The organism is Aliirhizobium wenxiniae, from assembly GCF_014201355.1.
Lineage (GTDB): Bacteria > Pseudomonadota > Alphaproteobacteria > Rhizobiales > Rhizobiaceae > Neorhizobium > Neorhizobium wenxiniae.
This window is the reverse complement of sequence record NZ_JACHEG010000002.1, coordinates 1,137,225-1,154,676: the sequence shown is the minus strand read 5'-3', so window position 1 is coordinate 1,154,676 and position 17,452 is coordinate 1,137,225. Positions and strand designations below refer to the sequence as shown.

Genomic DNA, 17,452 nt, shown 5'->3' with positions numbered 1-17,452 from the left:
GCGCCTTCGTCATTCGATGTCATGAAGCGATCAAGGCACGATCAGCGTGCCGGCGCCGCGTTCCGTGAAGATTTCCAAAAGCACGGAATGGGCGGTCTTGCCGTTGAGGATGACGACGCCCTGGACGCCGGAGCGGATCGCGTCGATGCAGGTCTCTACCTTCGGGATCATGCCGCCGGAAATCGTGCCGTCCTTGATCAGCGCCTGTGCCTGCGCGACTGTCAGTTCCTTGATCAGGTTCTTGTCGCGGTCGAGTACACCCGGAACGTCGGTGAGGAAGAGCAGACGCGTTGCATGCAGCGCACCGGCGATCGCACCGGCAAACGTGTCGGCATTGATATTGTAGGTCGCGCCATCGCGGCCCGGAGCGACCGGAGCAATGACCGGGATCATCTCGGACTTGGCAAGCAGGTCGAGCAGCGTGCGGTCGACTTCGACCACCTCACCGACGAAGCCGAGATCGAGTACGCGCTCGATATTGCTATCGGGATCGATAACCGTCTTCTTCGCCTTTTCGGCGAAGACCATGTTGCCGTCTTTGCCGCAGAGGCCGATAGCCCATTCGCCGGTCTGGTTGATCAGCGCGACGATTTCCTTGTTGATCGAACCGGCAAGCACCATTTCGACGATCTCGACCGTCTTTTGGTCGGTAACGCGAAGGCCACCTTCGAACTTCGATTCGATGCCCATCTTGGAAAGCATTGCGCCGATCTGCGGGCCGCCGCCATGTACCACGATCGGGTTGACGCCGGACTGTTTCAGAAGCGCGATATCGGCGGCAAAAGCCTTGCCGAGCTCGGTGTCGCCCATCGCGTGGCCGCCATATTTCACCACGATCGTCTTGTTCTCATAGCGCTGCATGTAAGGCAGAGCCTGAGCGAGAAGTTTGGCCTGGAGTTCGCTGTCCGACGTCGTCATGAAAATCCCTCACATCAAAGGTGGGGCGCTTTTAGCGCAAGTTTTTGTCAGAAGGAATAATCACCACAAAGTTTTCGGAATGATCGCGTCGTGGCCTTGCTGTCTTTATGACGCATTGCGCAGGCGCATTACCCACCGTTTAGTGATGCCGGGCGTGTTGACAGAAGACAACGAGAAGCCGACCCTGTTTTGGTGTTCGTGCCTTGTTTGCGTACCCAAATAAAAAGACAAAGAACACAACACCGGAAAAAGATCGCGCGACTTATGACGACTCCGAACCAGAGCGAAAGTGACCGTTCACGAGATCAAGTTCTCGCGGGCGAATATGTATTGGGCGTGTTGCCTCCCGAGGCCCGCCGAGGCATCGAGGAGCGTATGGCTCGCGATCCCTCTTTTGCGGCAACGGTCCGGCGATGGGAAGACAATCTTTCGGATTACGAGGACCCGTATACCGATCCCAAAGCGCGACTTAGGCTTCAGGCACATTTTCCGGTTCTTGTGACAAAAAGAAGCTTCAGCCGCGAACTGGCCGCTGCAGGAAGATGCTGGAACTCGATTAGCTTCTGGCGTGCAATGTGCGCGATGTTGGTTTTCGGTATCGTGACCTACGCGGCTTTCCAGTCGGGATGGCTCGCACTCTGAACATGTCCGCCGGCGTTTAGATTGTAAGCGTTACGGCCTCGCCAATCGCAGCTCGCAACTCGTCCAACCCCTTTCCTTTCTCCGATGATGTAGAAAGAACGAACGGATACGCAGCCGGGCGCTTGCGGATCTTTTCCAGCGTTTCCTCGATCAGCTTCGGCACGGCCGGTTCCTTGATCTTGTCGGTCTTGGTCAGCACGATCTGATAGGATACGGCAGCCTTGTCGAGAAGGTCCAGAACGTCGTCATCATTCTTCTTCAGCCCATGCCGGCTGTCGATCAGTACATAGACGCGTTTCAGCGTCGCACGTCCGCGTAGATAGTCGAAGACGAGTTTCGTCCAGTTATCGACCATTTCCTTCGGCGCCTGCGCATAGCCATAGCCAGGCATGTCGACCAGAGCCATTGGCGGCAGGTCGCCCTCCTGACCCGAATATCCATCCGGCACAAAATAGTTCAGTTCCTGCGTCCGACCGGGTGTGTTGGAGGTTCTCGCCAAGCCTTTTTGGCCAACCAGAGCATTGATGAGCGATGATTTGCCCACGTTGGAACGACCTGCGAAGGCAACTTCCAGAGGGCCTTCCGGCGGCAAGAACTTCATCGAAGGCACGCCGCGGATGAAGATCCAGGGCCGGCCGAACAGGGGCTTGTCGTTGGTTGTCATCCGCTTTTCTATCTCTGCATCTTCCGGAAAATAGACCGCATCCGGGTTTTGGCGTCAGATGTCAAGCATCTCGGGTGAGATGCGCAATGCCGCCTTCAAAAGAAAACCCCGGTCAATGCCGGGGTTTTCCTGATTTACTTGCTTGTCGCAGGCTTTCGCTTGAACAGGCCCTTGAGATTGTCGAAGAGCTCGATCTTGGCACCGTGGCGCTTCATGATTACTGCCTGCTGCGTGACCGAAAGCGTGTTGTTCCAGGCCCAGTAGATCACCAGACCGGCCGGGAAGGATGCCAGCATGAAGGTGAACACCAGCGGCATCCAGTTGAAGATCATCTGCTGGGTCGGATCCGGCGGCGTCGGGTTCATGCGCATCTGCAGGAACATCGTGATGCCCATGACGAGCGGCCAGACACCGATCATCAGGAAGTGCGGCACGTCGTAGGGCAGAAGACCGAACAGGTTGAACAGCGAGGTCGGGTCCGGCGCGGAAAGGTCCTGAATCCAGCCGAAGAACGGTGCATGGCGCATCTCGATCGTGACGTAGATAACCTTGTAGAGCGCGAAGAAGACCGGGATCTGCAGGAGCACCGGCCAGCAGCCGGCGATCGGATTGATCTTCTCTTCCTTGTAGAGCGCCATCATTGCCTGCTGCAGCGCCATGCGGTCGTCGCCGTGCTTGGCCTTCAGTTCTTCCATCTTCGGCTGCATGCGCTTCATGTTGGCCATCGAAGCATACTGCTTGCTGGCCAGCGGGAAGAAGATCAGCTTCACGACGATGGTCGTCAGAAGGATGGCAACGCCAAAATTGCCGACGTGACGGAAGAAGAAGTCCATCAATTGGAACATCGGCTTGGTGATGAAGTAGAACCATCCCCAGTCGATCAGCAGGTCAAAATGCGGGATCTTGTATTCTTCGGCATAACGGTCGACGAGCGGAACGCGCTTGGCGCCTGCGAATACCATGTTCTTCAGTTCGGTCGACTGACCCGGCTGAATGGTCAGCGCATCGCTCTTGTAATCAGCCTGATAGCGCGGCTGGCCATCGGTGAAGTGGGTGAAGCGGCCTTCATAAGGCAGTGCCTGCGGCGGTACGATCGTCGCGGCCCAGTATTTGTCGGTAATGCCAAGCCAGCCGCCGGTTGCCTTGGCGCTCGTGACTGCATCTTCTTCAACGTTGGAATAGGTGTGCTCGCTGAGGCTGCCGTCGGAGCCGAAAACGCCGAGGAAACCTTCGTGAATGACCCATACGGAAGGCGTCACCGGCTTGTTGTTGCGGGTGATGCGGCCATAGGACGAGAGTGTTACGGCGTCAGCACCCGGGTTCTCGATCTTGTCCGAGACGCTGATCATATAGTGATCGTCGATCGAGATTGTGCGGTTAAATACGATGCCCTTGTCGTTGGTATAGGAGAGCGTCACCGGCGTGGTCGTGGTCAGCTTGTCGCCGCTTGCGAGCGTCCAGCTCGTGCCCGGACCGGGAACGGCACCGCTGTTATCGCTGCCGATATAGCCGATTTCACCGAAATAGCCTTCCTTTGTATCGGAGGGCGAGAAGAGTGTGATGAGCGGGCTCGAGTCGTCGACGGTCTCGTGATACTCGCGCAGCTTCAGGTCGTCGAAGCGCGCGCCGGCCAGGTTGATCGAGCCGGAGACGGCCGGAGTGTCGATTTCGACGCGCTGTGACTTGGCAAGCGCCTGCTCGCGTGTCGCGGTCGCTTCGGCCTGACCTGCACCCGGAAGGTTGCCGGTCGTCGCGGTAGCCCCGGCGTTTTCCGGCGAAGGGGTCGGGTTTTGCGCGGCTTGCTGCTGCTGCAGTGCCTGCTGGGCTTCAGCGGCACGCTGCTGCGCTTCCATGCGCGGGTTCATATAAAGGAACTGCCAGGCAAGGACGATGACGACCGATAGGCCGATCGCGATGAAGTAATTTCGGTTTTTTTCCATCATGCTTTCCTGGAGGAGGTTCCTGAGACAGACTTGGGCTTTTGCCTGCCTTCAATGCGTGCTGCAAGTTGTTCGGTCAAATTTGAAAAGGAAATGCCGAGCACCTCCCTGCGCGCGACGATCACATAGTCGTGTCCGTTTTCCATTGCAAATCCGGCAGATTTGCGCACCGCTTCCTTCAGCCGTCGGCGCATCCGGTTCCGCTCGACGGCGTTTCCGTGCTTCTTGGTAACGGTGAAGCCGACACGTGGCGGCTCATCAGGCTGCTTTCGGTCGAGAACTTCCAGGAGAAAGGTTCTCCCGCGGCGTGCTTCGCCGTTCCGAACAGCAAGAAACTGCGGCCGGCTTTTCAGCCGCCCGACAGTCGTTTTCTTGTCTTTACTCGTCTTCACTGCCCGGTCCGGGCAAGTCGGCCCTTAGGCCGACAGACTGGCGCGGCCGCGAGCGCGACGAGCCGAAAGAACCTTGCGGCCACCCTTGGTAGCCATACGGGCACGGAAACCATGACGACGCTTGCGAACAAGCTTGGACGGTTGGTAGGTACGCTTCATTTTTTTAATGCCGCGGTGTGCGGCCCTTCTTAAAGATTGCCTCTATGAGGCAAGAGCGTTTCGGAAAATGCGCTGGCATGCGGGTGTGCAGGTTGCGAGCCGCTGCCTGAGCGCGCGGGCATATAGTTCACGTTAAGCCCGAAAGTCAATCCGCAAGCCCCGGATGACCGGAAAGCCGCCATTTCGCCATCCATATTTAAGCGACTGCGAATGCAATTATTAATATAGTTCGCCTTTTATGCGGTTTCTTTGGTTGTGTTTTTTGCGAAGTTTTTTCTATGTTGTGGGCAATGGCTCAAGTCGTGAGAAAATATATCGCGAAATAAGTCATGTGAGCGGGAGAATTTTGCTTGCGCACTTAAAGTCAGGTTATGCGTTCGATCAGCCATTATTAACGATTTTATGCTAATTTTCACAGTCATCAAGAATAGCGGCTGATCTTGGCGTTGTTCTGGTGTCTTTGGAGGGCGTTACCGTGAAAATTGGAGTAAAGATCAACCTTCTCGTAGGGTTGATGAGCCTTGTCGCATGCGCAATTGCCGGATTGTCGGTATTCGCGGTGAGCGAATACCATGACAAGCAGAGCGCCTACGCTAATATTGCTGATCGCGTCTACAAGGGCGAGCGGCTCAACCGTCTGGTGACGGCGGTGGTGATGGATGCCCGCGGCATGTATGCGGCAAAGGATGTCTCATCCGCCAAGCCTTTCGGTGAAGGCGTGACGAAAAGCCTCGCAGACATGGAAAAGCTGGTTGCCGATTGGGCTTCTGTCATTCCTGCGGCGCAGAAGGCGCAATTCGACAAGCTCACTGCGGGTTTCACGGAATTCAAGGCATTCCGCACCGAAACGGTGCGTCTCGGCGCGACAGAGGGGCCGCAGGCCGCCAATGTTCAGGGCAATAACGACGCCAACCGCGCCAACCGTAAGGCCTATCAGGCCGAGATCGACAAGGTGGTTGCCTCCGATCTTGCCGATCTCGACGTGCTGAGCGCGGAGATGACGTCCTTCGGTAACCTGATCTTCTACTCGGTTCTTCTCGTCGCCATTCTCGGTGTCGGCGGTGGCTTGGGCTTCGGCCTTTATCTCGGCCGCAGCCAGATCAGCGGTCCGATCCTGAAATTGACATCTTCCATGGGGCGCCTTGCCCACGGGGATTATGATGCCGCTGTCCCGTTTTCCGGCCGCAAGGACGAGATCGGCGATATGGCGGCAGCCGTCGAGGTCTTCAAGAAGAACGGCCTGGAAGTTGCCCGCATGACCGATGCTGAGGCAGGCCTGAAGGCCAAGAGCGACGATCTGCAGGCGCGTATGTCTGCCGTTGTCCAGGCGGCAGCCGAGGGCGATTTCACTCGTCGCATCGATAAGCAATGGGGTGTTGAAAGCCTCGACCGTGTGGCCCGCAATATCGACCAGCTCGTCAAAAGCGTCGATGCCGGCGTATCGGAAACGCGCCGCGTCGTGAAAAGCCTTTCCGAGGGTGATCTCACCGACAGCATGCAGGGAGATTTCAAGGGCGCATTTGCAGAACTCCAGGAAAACGTCAACGGTACGATGCAGACGCTTCAGTCCACCATGGGTAAGGTGCGCAATGCCACCGGCGCCATGAATGGCGGCGCGTCCGAACTGAGCAGCGCCGCCAACGATCTGTCGAAGCGCACCGAGCAGCAGGCGGCAGCCCTTGAAGAAACGTCGGCCGCTCTCGATCAGATCACCTCTGTCGTGAGGACCTCGACCGAGCGGGCCAATGAAGCGACCACCATGGTAGGCGAGGCGAAAGAAAGCGCGATCCAGTCCGGCGCGGTCGTTCGCAATGCTATTGAAGCGATGGGACGGATCGAACAGGCCTCGCGTGAGATCGCCCAGATTACCAATGTCATCGACGAGATCGCGTTCCAGACCAACCTTCTGGCTCTCAATGCGGGCGTGGAAGCGGCAAGGGCCGGGGAGGCAGGCAAGGGCTTTGCCGTTGTCGCCCAGGAGGTCCGCGAACTCGCACAGCGCTCCGCAAGTGCGGCGAAGGATATCAAGGCGCTGATCGGCAAGTCAGGCGAGGAAGTGGCAGGCGGCGTTCAACTGGTTCAGAAGACCGGAGCGGCCCTGTCGGAAATCGAAGCGCGCGTCAGCCGCATCAATGACCATATCCATTCGATCGCCGTGGCATCGAAGGAGCAGGCGACCGGTCTTGCCGAGGTAAATACCGCGGTCAACCAGATGGATCATGTCACCCAGCAGAATGCCGCCATGGTTGAAGAAAGTTCTGCTGCGACCAGCAAGCTATCTACCGAAGCCGATGCACTTTATCGTCTCGTATCGCACTTCAGGATTGCCGAGGAAGATAGCCGCTTGCCTCGTCTTGTGCCGGCCGAAGCCACTCATCGCCCGCAAGCTTCACCGGCAAGAAAACTGACCGCAGCACTCAGCCGTGCCTTGGGCGGAGGCGGCTCGGCCAAAGCAGCGGCCAGCGTTGCGGATTGGGAAGAATTCTGAATTCCAGCCCGAACATTACCGAAATTTAAGGCGGAGGCGGCTTTTGCCTCCGCCTTTTGCATTTGCGCGGGGTGTTCAAATCTTGGTGACGCGGTAAAATGGCCGCATACACGCGGAGTTGAAACCCGTGGCTGGAATTGGAGATCCGTATGGATAGCGAGGTTCACACCTCGGAACGTCAGGGGACATGGCCGGACGGCGCCGGACCGGAGCCGATGCCGACCATCCTGCGCGGTCTTTCCGGGCGGTTGCTCTGGCTGACGGTGATATTCGTCATGATGGCAGAAATCCTGATTTTCATGCCGTCGATCTCCGGCATGCGCATGAACTGGCTTCGTGATCGCTTGGATACTGCCGCCGCCGCGGGCATCGTGATCGACGGGTTGCAGCCTGCCGAATTGCCGCGCGCCGTGCAGGACGACACACTGCTGGCGACCGGAACAAAGGTTATCGCGTTGCGCAAGGATGGAACCTCCCGGCTTCTGGCCGCAATCGAGGTTCCGCCGGAGATCGACGCTCAATACGATCTTGCTCACACGTCGATGCTGGGCTCCATGCGTGATGCGCTGGATACGCTTGTCTTCGGTGGCAACCGGGTGATGCGTGTTTTCGGTCCGGTTGGTGAAAGCGATATGATCATCGAACTGGTCATGACCGATAACGCCCTTCGCAAGGATATGCTGATCTACTCGAAGATGATGTTTCTCATCTCCTTGCTGATTTCGTTGATCACGGCAGTGCTTATCTTCCTCGCGATCAACCGTATGATGATTTCACCGATCCGGCGGCTGACGCACAATATGCAACTTTTTTCAGAGCGGCCCGATGACCCTTCCCGGGTTTTCTCCGCCGATCGTTCTCGCGGCGAACTGGCCGTCGCAGGGCGCCACCTTGCCGCTATGCAGGTCGAGCTTCAAAGGACGTTGAAGCAGCAGAAGAACCTCGCCGATCTTGGTCTGGCCGTATCGAAGATCAATCACGACATGCGCAACATCCTGGCCTCTGCCCAGCTGATGTCGGACCGCCTGACGGATGTCGAGGACCCGATGGTCAGGAGTTTCGCACCGAAACTGCTGCGCACTATCGACCGTGCTGTCGGCTATACCAACGAGGTCCTGGCCTATGGTCAGGCATCGGAAGCCGCCCCACGCCGCCGCCGGGTCAATCTGACCGACCTCTGCCAGGAAGTGCGCGACATGCTGGCAATCGATCCCGAGTCAGGCATCGAATTCATCGAACAAATCTCGGAAGGCGTGGAGGTCGATTGTGACGGGGAGCAGATCTTCCGCGTAGTCCACAATCTGTGCCGTAACGCCGTACAGGCGCTGCTCACGCATGACGCCAATGATCCGAAGGCTGTGCGGCGGGTCACACTGACTGCACATCGCCTCGGCAGCGTCGTCAGCATCACCGTTGATGACACCGGGCCGGGCATGCCGCGCAAGGCACGAGAGAACCTCTTTTCCGCTTTCAGGGGCTCTGCGCGTTCGGGCGGCACAGGTCTGGGGCTGGTCATCGCACGCGAGCTTGTGCTGGCGCATGGCGGCACGATTGCCTTGGTAGAGAAGCCCGGTCCCGGCACGCAATTTCGCATCGAAATTCCAGACCGTCCCGTCTCTCTGGAAGACTACCGCGCTAGGGCGTGATTAATATTCCTTTTAAAACAATGGCTTGATATGTTTGCGAAGATAAAATGACATCAAGCCGGGGAAAATCGCTTGCAATCATTCTCGGCAGCCTTTAGAGGATCGCCACGCCAGCGAAACACACGCTGACAGACGCACCCGTAGCTCAGCTGGATAGAGCACCAGACTACGAATCTGGGGGTCAGGAGTTCGAATCTCTTCGGGTGCGCCATTCTTTCTTTTCCCATAAAAGACTGATTAAAGCGCAATAGTATCGTCTGTTGCAGGGCATTCGGCCTATGCCGGATCGACTGATTTTCGATTGAAATTCATTTCGTTTTCTCCGTGCGCCCGATGGGCAGAGCACGCAGCTTGCGCTATCCAGAACAGACCTGTGAATCAGTTCTTTTGTTGCACAGCCGCCTCGAGCGGCTGCGGTCCGTTCGGAGTCGGATTTCATGAGATGGAAGCGTACGATCCAGTTGCTGGATGTTCATGCTGAAGGCGAGATCGGTCGGGTGGCGATCGGCGGCGTCCCGAAAATTCCCGGTAACACCGTTGCCGAGCAGCTGGCCTGGATGAATTCCGATCCGAAGGGGCAGGAGCTTCGCCGTTTCCTCTGCCTTGAGCCGCGCGGCACCCCGATCGGTTCCGTCAACCTTCTCCTGCCGCCCAAGCATCCGGATGCGGATGCAGCCTTCATCATCCTGCAGCCGGATCAGGCGCATGCAAGCTCGGGTTCCAACTCGATCTGCGCCACCACGGCGCTGCTGGAGGCCGGCATTGTCGAGATGAAGGAGCCGGAAACCGTCGTCACGCTGGAAACGGCGGCCGGCCTCGTAAGAGCTGTCGCCACCTGCCGCGACGGCCGGTGCGAGAAGGTGAAGCTCACCATGGTCCCGTCCTTCGTCCACGAGCTGGACGTGAAGCTTCAGACGTCGGAATGGGGCGAGATCACGCTCGACATTTCCTATGGCGGCATTTTCTACGGCCTGGTTGACGTATCCCAGATCGGCCTCACCATCGAGAAGAAGAACGCCGCTGCCCTCGTGCAGGCAGGCATGATCCTGAAGGATCTGATCAACCGCCAGATCCCTGTGGTTCATCCGGAAATCCCTGCAATTTCCGGCGTCGCTTATGTGATGTTCCGCGATACGGAAGCGGATGGCACAGTGCGCACCTGCACGACCATGTGGCCGGGCCGGGCTGATCGTTCGCCATGCGGCACCGGCAACTCCGCCAATCTTGCAACGCTGCACGCCCGCGGAAGGGTGGCGGTGGGCGATATGTTCCTGTCACGCTCGATTATTGGGACGCAGTTCGAAGTTGGACTTTCTGCCGAAACCGAGGTTGCGGGAAAGCCTGCCATCATTCCGACGATCGCCGGTCGAGGATTTACCTTCGGCCTGCATCAGGTCGCACTCGACCCATTCGATCCGTTGGCCGATGGTTTTGCAATGACCGACATCTGGGGGCCTTCGGCAGGCGAGATAATCTGATCAGATCTCGCTGCCGATCTTGGCAGGTGCTTCGACATCACCTTGTTTCAGTACCAGCGAGCTTACGCCTTCGACGCCCTGCTGGTTGGGAGCAGGCACAACACCCAGTTCCTGCATCTGCATGTATTTGGACGCGCCGAACATGTCGCCTTTTTCTGCAGCCTGACGATACATATCGGCAGCTTTTGCTGCATTGGCCGCAATGCCTTCGCCAGTCTCATACATGATGCCAAGGTTGATCATTGCGTCAGTATTGCCGCGCTGCGCAGCAAGGTCGTACCAAGCGATTGCAGTCTGGTCGTCGGCCTGGACGAGTTGGCCTTCGTCATAGATGGCACCGATATTGAACGCGGCCGTGTCATCCCCGTCGGCGGCAGCCTTCTCGAACCATTGAAGCGCCTTGTCGACATCGGGCTGCGTGCCCAGACCATCGCGATAGGCAACGCCGAGATTATAGGCGGCAAGTGTGTTGCCGCTGTCGGCTGCCTGCTGGTAATAGGCAAACTCAGCCTTGTCGTCGCCGAGGCGACCCATAAGCATGCCGTAGTTCACCATGGCAGCCGCGTAGCCGTCCTTGACGGCAGTGCTATAGGCACTCATCGCCTGATCAGGCTGATCGATGCTGTTGAGCGCGCGGCCCAGCTGATACGCGAAACGCGGGTTGCCTGTCGCATCGAAAGCAATGCGGCATGCCTGCACAGCCTGATTTCCTATGTCTGCAATGTTGACAGGCGCAAAATCGCCGTTGCGCTGCTGGTCATAAGGGCTGCCCGCCAGACGATCGCAATCACCCTGCTGCACCGATGCAAGAACGAGGTTATTGCGCTCCGCTGCATCAGGCGAGACAGTCAGCGCGAGAAGCGCGACAGCAGCACCTGTGGTAATCGCAAAACCCTTGTTGACTTTCAGAGTCCGGGATTTCATTGTTCGCTCCGACTCAAAACGCTTTCAGATTGCTTAATGAACGCAGCACTCGTGTGCTTGTTCCGCGTATTCGCATCGAGAGTCCTTTCAGAGCCTCAGTAATCCGCACGATTTCGTGAAGTTTAACGTGATGCTGTCGGCATCGATTGGATGTTCCGGTGTTTCTCGGAATGGGTGTGAGATTGTCTTTGCGTCTGCTTTGATGTTAAGCGGGATCGGCATCCCCAAAACACTCAGCGGAACAGCTCCATGAAAACGCTTCAGATTCGCCGCCCCGACGATTGGCATCTCCATCTGCGGGACGGCGCAGTGCTGGAGGGTGTGATCGGCGATACAAGCCGTCACTTTGCCCGTGCGATCATCATGCCGAACCTCGTTCCGCCGGTCGTGACTACGGCCGATGCCGCAGCTTATCGCTCACGCATCATGGCTGCCCTGCCGGAAGGGCATAGGTTCGAGCCACTGATGACCCTCTATCTGACGGAGCACACGAATCCCGATGATGTGGAGGAAGGCAAAAAGAGCGGTCTCATTACTGCCGTGAAGCTCTATCCCGCGGGTGCCACCACCAATTCTCATGGCGGTGTGCGTGATCTGGAAAAGGCTATGCCTGTTCTGGAGCGCATGGCGAAGATCGGTCTTCCACTTTGCGTGCATGGCGAGGTCACGACGCCCGAAGTCGATATCTTCGATCGCGAGGCGGTGTTCATCGAGACGGTGCTTGATCCACTGCGCAAGCGGCTTCCGGAACTCAAGGTGACGATGGAACATGTCACGACCTCGGATGGCATCGACTACATCAAGTCTTCCAAGGCAAACCTTGCAGGTTCGATTACCACGCATCACCTCATCATCAACCGTAACGACATTTTGGTCGGCGGCATTCGTCCTCATTACTATTGCTTGCCGGTTGCAAAGCGCGAAAGCCATCGCCTGGCCTTGCGCGCCGCTGCGACATCCGGCGACCATCGCTTCTTCCTTGGCACGGATTCCGCACCGCATGTCGACCCGTTGAAGGAATGCGCCTGTGGCTGTGCCGGCATCTATACTTCGGTGAACACGATGAGCTGCCTTGCCCATGTTTTCGAGCAGGATAATGCCCTGGACAAACTCGAAGCCTTTGCATCGTTGAACGGTCCGGCTTGGTACGGGCTGCAGCCGAACGAAGATAAGATAACGCTTGAGAAACAGGACGTTCAGGTCGAGTTTCCTGCAAAACGCGATACCGGCGCCGGTGTAATCACTGTGTTCGATCCCGGTTTCCAAATCTTCTGGAATGTCGTGGACTGAAATTACTGGTTGTTTCTGCCGGATTGATATTTATTCGAGTTGTAGCTCTCCAAAGGTAACACTTTGGAGAGATTCTCATCTTAGCTTCTGCTCGTATATTGAATAAATCTTCGAAGAGAATTCCGGCATGATGCTTGACTATCCGTCTCTTCTGCTTGCGCTTGGCGTTTCCGCCGCATGCCTGATGGTCACCTTGTTTGGCACGTGGTTTTCCCGCCGAACGGATTCTTTTCTTTTGACCCTGGCCATTTCACTATGCCTTGTGGTGGCCGGCATTGCTGTCTACAGCACGTTCTCTGCTCAATCGGGTCTTGCTCCCGCTGCTATAGCCTATGCGCTGTTCATGATCGGCTTTTCCACCATCTATGCCGCTTCGGTCCAGTTTCGTACTGGAATGTCACCCTGGCGATTGGCCGGCACTCTGTCTTTTGTCAGCCTTGCCCTTGGCTTGCCTTTAATTCTCGCCGGGCTCGACGGGCTCGGCCTGATCATCATGAATGTCCTGACAGCCACCCTTCTTGTCGGCACAGGGTGCCAATACTGGACGGCACGCAAAGAGGCTCATGGTCCTTTGCTTGGCATGGTCATTCTGTATTGTGTCAGCGGTTTCTCATTCGCGCTTTGTGCCGGTGTTCTCATTGCGGATGGCCGTCTGAGCCTTGGCGAACCGCCGGTAAACTGGGCGGAAAACTTGAATATCGGCATCTGCATCGCCGGTATGACCGGTATCGGTGCTTTGTCGCTGGCGCTTCATCAGTGGCGCATGGCGGCCCTTCACCGGCGTGAAGCAATGACCGATGCCCTGACTGGTCTCATCAATCGCCGTGCCTTGTTCGATCAGTATGGCGGACGCAAGCTGAGCGTCTCCACCGCTGTGATCGTCTTCGATATAGATAGGTTCAAGTCGATCAACGACCGGTTTGGCCATTCCGCCGGCGATGAGGTTCTGAAACTCTTCGCACAGGACATGCTGTCGGAAATGCTTGCCGAGGGAGCGGCAGCGCGGCTGGGAGGCGAAGAGTTTGCCATGGTTGTCGGCGAGGTCATGCCCGGCCGGGCCGAAAGGATCGCCAATGCAGTACGTATGCGTTTCGCGGCGCGTGACATCTTCATCGACGGAAAGCTTGTTCGCTGCACGGTCAGCGGAGGTGTCTCCGTCGGCACCCCGGAAGGCCAGCCGTTCGAAACCGTTCTGAACCTTGCTGATGGCGCACTTTATGAAGCAAAGGGCGCCGGGCGTGATCGGGTCGAAATCGCAACCTATCTCCGATCCATCCGTCCTGCGCCTGACAGCCGCACTTCAGCCTGAAAATTTGAACGCCTAATCTCTCCACTGGCGCATGCGACGCCATGCTGCTATTGCGGCGCGTGGTTTGAAGCAATGTCCAGCGAAAATCTGCAGCGGTTTCGCGTTCGGACTTGCGAATAAAGAAAAGCAGCGATCAAGGAGCGGGCGCATGATCCAGACCACATTTATCGACCGGAATGTAATGGCCGAACTGATGGCAAAGATGCTCTGGGAAATCGGAGCCGTGCATTTCAGCGCCGACAAGCCCTACAAGTTCTCCTCCGGCATGATGAGCCCTGTCTATATCGACTGCCGCAAGCTGCTTTCTTTCCCTCGTGTTCGCTCCACCATCATGGATTTTGCCGCAGCCACCGCTTTGCGCGAAGCCGGCTTTGAGAAGTTCGATTGTATCGCGGGCGGCGAAACTGCGGGCATTCCTTTTGCTGCCCTTCTGTCAGAACGCCTCGGCCTGCCGATGATCTATGTCCGCAAAAAGCCCAAGGGCCACGGTCGTGCATCGCAGATCGAAGGCCATCTGCCGGAGGGTGCACGTGTCCTCGTTATCGAAGACCTCGTCACGGTCGGCGGCGGCATGTTCACCTTCATTGACGCCATCCGCGCGGCAGGCGGCGTGGTTGACCATGGTATGTCGCTGTTCTTTTACGACATGTATCCGCAGGTCGCCGAGCGTTTTGCCAATGGCAGGGTTCAGTTCCATTACATCGCCACCTGGCGCAACGTTCTGGCTGTTGCCCGTGACCAGAAGCTGTTCGACGAAAACACGCTGTCGGAAGTCGAATCCTTCCTCGACGCACCGATGGAATGGTCCGGCCGTCATGGTGGCATTACTGAGCTTTCGCTCTAGTGTTAATACAAAAGCTCAGGTATCGATGGGCGAAACAATGATCTCGGGAGGAAATCGATGATCCTGTGCTGCGGCGAAGCTTTGATCGACATGTTGCCGCGTGAAACGACGCTCGGCGAACCGGCGTTTTCGCCCTATGCCGGTGGCGCCGTCTTCAATACCGCCATCGCTCTAGGCCGTCTGGGCGTCCCGACGGCCTTCTTCACCGGTCTTGCCGATGACATGATGGGTGACATCCTGCGCGACACGCTGCGCAAGAGCAATGTCGACTTCAGCTATTGCGCCATCGCATCGCGACCTTCGACCATTGCCTTCGTCAAGTTGGTGGATGGCCATGCGACCTATGCCTTTTACGACGAAGGCACGGCAGGCCGCATGATCACCGAAGCCGATCTGCCGGCGATCGGAGATGAATGTGAGGCGCTGCATTTCGGCGCGATCAGCCTGATCCCCGAACCCTGCGGTTCGACCTATGAGGCGCTGATGCTGCGCGAGCACGAAAAGCGCGTCATCTCGCTCGATCCGAACATCCGTCCGGGCTTCATCAAGGACAAGGCGGCCCATCTCGCCCGTATCCGCCGCATGGCCGCCATGTCGGATATCGTAAAATTCTCGGATGAGGATCTCGCCTGGTTCGGCCTGGAAGGCGACGAGGATACGCTCGCCCGCCACTGGCTGCATCACGGTGCAAAGCTCGTCGTCGTCACCCGCGGCGCCGAAGGTGCTGTCGGCTATACGGCGGATCATAAGGTAATGGTTCCGAGTGAACGGGTAACGGTGGTCGATACGGTCGGCGCCGGCGACACATTCGATGCTGGTATTCTCGCGTCGCTGAAGATGCAGAACCTGCTCACCAAGACGCAGGTGGCAAGCCTGACCGAAGACCAGATCGCCAGGGCACTGGCCCTCGGCGCCAAGGCGGCTGCCGTGACGGTTTCGCGGGCAGGGGCAAACCCACCCTTCGCGAACGAGATCGGGCTTTAAGCGAGCCTTCTACGGCCAATAAAAAAGCCCTCCGGAAATGTCGTTCCGGAGGGCTTTTTGTTTGATTATACGAGATTACTTCTTCAGTCCGGCCAGCGTCTTCACCAATCCTTGCGTCGATGAATCGTGACCCGCGGCACTCTCCTTGCCTTCGACGACCGGCAGCAGGCCGGTTGCCAGTTCCTTGCCCAGCTCCACGCCCCACTGGTCGAAGGAGTTGATGCGGAAGAGCACGCCTTCGACGAAGACGCGGTGCTCGTAGAGCGCCACGAGGCGGCCGAAGGCAAACGGCGTCAGCTTGTCCTGCACGAAGGTGATCGACGGGCGGTTGCCGGTAAACACGCGGTGCGGCGCGATGAAATCGGCCTTTTTGTCGTCCATGCCCTTGGAGGTCAGCTGGGCTTTTGCTTCCTCGAAAGTACGGCCCTTCATCAGCGCTTCCGACTGCGCCAGGCAATTGGCGATCAGGAGGTCGTGCTGGTGGCGCAGCTCAGGCTCGAAACCGTTGGCCGCGATCATGAACTCGGCCGGAATGATGCTCGTGCCCTGGTGGATCAGCTGGTAGAAGGCATGCTGACCGTTGGTGCCGGGCTCGCCCCAGACGACCGGGCCGGAATTGCCCTCGACCGGCGTGCCGTCGATCGTCACGCCCTTGCCGTTCGATTCCATGTCGAGCTGCTGCAGATAGGCCGGGAAACGCAGCAGGCGCTGGTCATAGGGCAGGATCGCGCGGGTCGGATAACCCAGAACATTACGATGATAGAACCCGATCAGGCCGAGTAGCATCGGCAGGTTTTTACGCACCGGTGCCTCGCGGAAATGCTTGTCCATCGCATGTGCGCCATCGAGAAACTTGCCGAAATTCTCCGGCCCAATGGCGAGCATCAGCGGCAGGCCGATAGCCGACCAGATCGAATAACGACCGCCGACCCAATCCCAGAAGCCGAACACGCGGCTCTGGTCGATGCCGAAGGCCGCGACCTTGTCGAGCGCGGTGGAGACGGCGCAGAAATGATGTTCTACGGCGGTATCGCCCAGCGTGTCGGCAATGAACCTGCGGGCAGTTGCCGCATTGGTCATCGTTTCGATCGTCGTGAAGGTCTTCGACGCGACGATGAACAGTGTTGTTTCCGCATCGAGCAGCTTCAGCGTATCGGCGATATGGGCGCCGTCGACATTGGAGACGAAATGCGCACGTGGGCCGTCATGATAAGGGGCGAGCGCCAGCGTCGCCATGACTGGCCCAAGGTCGGAACCGCCGATGCCGATATTGACGATATCGGTGATCTTTTTGCCGGTTGCGCCCTTCAGTGCACCGGAACGGATGCCGTCGGCAAACTTGCCCATTGCCGCCAGAACCGAATTGACGTCCGGCATGACATCCTTGCCGTCGACAAGAACCGGTGTGTTGGACCTGTTGCGCAGCGCCGTATGCAGAACCGCGCGGTCTTCGGTGAAGTTGATGGCGACGCCGGAGAACATCTCCTCGCGCTTTTTCGCCACGCCACCGGCATCGGCAAGCTTTTCAAGCAGCGTGAGGATATCTTCATTCACCGCGGTCTTGGAATAATCCATGGTGAGATCATCGAAGCGGGCGCTGAATTTTTCGAAGCGGCCCGCGTCCTTGGCGAAAGCGGCACGAATGTCCGTCGCCTTGGTAGCGTCTGCGGTTGCCTTGAGCTCTTGGACGATGGTCTGCATGATTTCCTCGCATTCTGCTGAATGATGCAGGGGAACGTATTCGCTTTCTTGTTCAAATCAAGCGCCACCGTTG

14 protein-coding genes and 1 tRNA gene are annotated in these 17,452 nt (G+C 57.7%); 8 read left to right on the top strand and 7 right to left on the bottom strand.

All coding sequences use genetic code 11. The annotated features are described in order from the left end of the window. Nucleotides 1–30: 30 nt before the first annotated feature. The 5 genes from argB to rpmH form a co-directional block, all read right to left on the bottom strand. Nucleotides 31–918, bottom strand: coding sequence for an acetylglutamate kinase (gene argB / locus HNQ72_RS13470; protein WP_183992713.1), 888 nt, complete (start codon nucleotides 916–918; stop codon nucleotides 31–33). 658 nt (nucleotides 919–1,576) lie between these two features. Beyond that, a complete protein-coding gene (gene yihA / locus HNQ72_RS13465) occupies nucleotides 1,577–2,224 on the bottom strand; it encodes a ribosome biogenesis GTP-binding protein YihA/YsxC (RefSeq protein ID WP_210297746.1) in 648 nt (215 codons plus the stop codon). Between the two features lie 134 nt (nucleotides 2,225–2,358). Next, nucleotides 2,359–4,167: a membrane protein insertase YidC gene (gene yidC, locus HNQ72_RS13460; protein WP_183992712.1), complete on the bottom strand. Its 1,809-nt coding sequence runs from the start codon at nucleotides 4,165–4,167 to the stop codon at nucleotides 2,359–2,361. Beyond that, nucleotides 4,164–4,556, bottom strand: a complete 393-nt coding sequence (gene rnpA / locus HNQ72_RS13455; RefSeq protein WP_183992711.1) for a ribonuclease P protein component — start codon at nucleotides 4,554–4,556, stop codon at nucleotides 4,164–4,166. Before rnpA ends, yidC begins: the two co-directional genes overlap by 4 nt. A 24-nt stretch (nucleotides 4,557–4,580) precedes the next feature. Further along, nucleotides 4,581–4,715 carry a 50S ribosomal protein L34 gene (rpmH, locus tag HNQ72_RS13450; protein ID WP_112458319.1) on the bottom strand — a complete coding sequence of 45 codons (135 nt, stop codon included), beginning with the start codon at nucleotides 4,713–4,715 and terminating at the stop codon, nucleotides 4,581–4,583. Between the two features lie 475 nt (nucleotides 4,716–5,190). On the opposite strand from rpmH, the gene HNQ72_RS13445 reads away from it, so the two are divergent. The 4 genes from HNQ72_RS13445 (at nucleotide 5,191) to HNQ72_RS13430 (ending at nucleotide 10,327) form a co-directional block, all read left to right on the top strand. Then, the gene (locus HNQ72_RS13445; protein WP_183992710.1) at nucleotides 5,191–7,203 is read left to right on the top strand and encodes a methyl-accepting chemotaxis protein; all 2,013 of its coding nucleotides are present in this window, start codon (nucleotides 5,191–5,193) and stop codon (nucleotides 7,201–7,203) included. 149 nt (nucleotides 7,204–7,352) lie between these two features. Next, entirely contained in the window at nucleotides 7,353–8,849 is a 1,497-nt protein-coding gene (locus tag HNQ72_RS13440; protein WP_183992709.1) for a sensor histidine kinase, read from the top strand. Nucleotides 8,850–8,983: 134 nt separating this feature from the next. Next, nucleotides 8,984–9,060, top strand: a tRNA-Arg gene (locus HNQ72_RS13435). A gap of 226 nt (nucleotides 9,061–9,286) precedes the next feature. Then, complete coding sequence (locus tag HNQ72_RS13430) at nucleotides 9,287–10,327, top strand: 4-hydroxyproline epimerase (protein ID WP_183992708.1); 1,041 nt, start codon at nucleotides 9,287–9,289, stop codon at nucleotides 10,325–10,327. On the opposite strand, the gene HNQ72_RS13425 is transcribed toward HNQ72_RS13430, so the two are convergent. Then, nucleotides 10,328–11,251, bottom strand: coding sequence for a tetratricopeptide repeat protein (locus HNQ72_RS13425; protein WP_183992707.1), 924 nt, complete (start codon nucleotides 11,249–11,251; stop codon nucleotides 10,328–10,330). Nucleotides 11,252–11,500: 249 nt separating this feature from the next. On the opposite strand from HNQ72_RS13425, the gene pyrC reads away from it, so the two are divergent. The 4 genes from pyrC (at nucleotide 11,501) to HNQ72_RS13405 (ending at nucleotide 15,678) form a co-directional block, all read left to right on the top strand. Beyond that, nucleotides 11,501–12,541: a dihydroorotase gene (gene pyrC, locus HNQ72_RS13420; RefSeq protein WP_183992706.1), complete on the top strand. Its 1,041-nt coding sequence runs from the start codon at nucleotides 11,501–11,503 to the stop codon at nucleotides 12,539–12,541. A 127-nt stretch (nucleotides 12,542–12,668) separates the two neighbouring features. After that, complete coding sequence (locus tag HNQ72_RS13415) at nucleotides 12,669–13,850, top strand: GGDEF domain-containing protein (protein ID WP_183992705.1); 1,182 nt, start codon at nucleotides 12,669–12,671, stop codon at nucleotides 13,848–13,850. 148 nt (nucleotides 13,851–13,998) lie between these two features. Beyond that, the gene (locus HNQ72_RS13410) at nucleotides 13,999–14,694 is read left to right on the top strand and encodes an orotate phosphoribosyltransferase (protein WP_183992704.1); all 696 of its coding nucleotides are present in this window, start codon (nucleotides 13,999–14,001) and stop codon (nucleotides 14,692–14,694) included. A gap of 57 nt (nucleotides 14,695–14,751) precedes the next feature. Then, on the top strand, nucleotides 14,752–15,678 hold the full coding sequence (locus HNQ72_RS13405; RefSeq protein WP_183992703.1) for a carbohydrate kinase family protein: 927 nt from the start codon (nucleotides 14,752–14,754) through the stop codon (nucleotides 15,676–15,678). 75 nt (nucleotides 15,679–15,753) lie between these two features. On the opposite strand, the gene pgi is transcribed toward HNQ72_RS13405, so the two are convergent. Then, nucleotides 15,754–17,379, bottom strand: coding sequence for a glucose-6-phosphate isomerase (gene pgi, locus HNQ72_RS13400; protein WP_183992702.1), 1,626 nt, complete (start codon nucleotides 17,377–17,379; stop codon nucleotides 15,754–15,756). Between the last annotated feature and the right edge of the window lie 73 nt (nucleotides 17,380–17,452).

Bases quoted from the DNA above. Each gene is read 5' to 3' on its own strand.
- argB (WP_183992713.1), bottom strand. From the start codon at position 918: ATGACGACGTCGGACAGCGAACTCCAGGCCAAACTTCTCGCTCAGGCT.
- yihA (WP_210297746.1), bottom strand. From the start codon at position 2,224: ATGACAACCAACGACAAGCCCCTGTTCGGCCGGCCCTGGATCTTCATC.
- yidC (WP_183992712.1), bottom strand. From the start codon at position 4,167: ATGATGGAAAAAAACCGAAATTACTTCATCGCGATCGGCCTATCGGTC.
- rpmH (WP_112458319.1), bottom strand. From the start codon at position 4,715: ATGAAGCGTACCTACCAACCGTCCAAGCTTGTTCGCAAGCGTCGTCAT.
- HNQ72_RS13440 (WP_183992709.1), top strand. From the start codon at position 7,353: ATGGATAGCGAGGTTCACACCTCGGAACGTCAGGGGACATGGCCGGAC.
- HNQ72_RS13430 (WP_183992708.1), top strand. From the start codon at position 9,287: ATGAGATGGAAGCGTACGATCCAGTTGCTGGATGTTCATGCTGAAGGC.
- HNQ72_RS13425 (WP_183992707.1), bottom strand. From the start codon at position 11,251: ATGAAATCCCGGACTCTGAAAGTCAACAAGGGTTTTGCGATTACCACA.
- pyrC (WP_183992706.1), top strand. From the start codon at position 11,501: ATGAAAACGCTTCAGATTCGCCGCCCCGACGATTGGCATCTCCATCTG.
- HNQ72_RS13415 (WP_183992705.1), top strand. From the start codon at position 12,669: ATGATGCTTGACTATCCGTCTCTTCTGCTTGCGCTTGGCGTTTCCGCC.
- HNQ72_RS13410 (WP_183992704.1), top strand. From the start codon at position 13,999: ATGATCCAGACCACATTTATCGACCGGAATGTAATGGCCGAACTGATG.
- HNQ72_RS13405 (WP_183992703.1), top strand. From the start codon at position 14,752: ATGATCCTGTGCTGCGGCGAAGCTTTGATCGACATGTTGCCGCGTGAA.
- pgi (WP_183992702.1), bottom strand. From the start codon at position 17,379: ATGCAGACCATCGTCCAAGAGCTCAAGGCAACCGCAGACGCTACCAAG.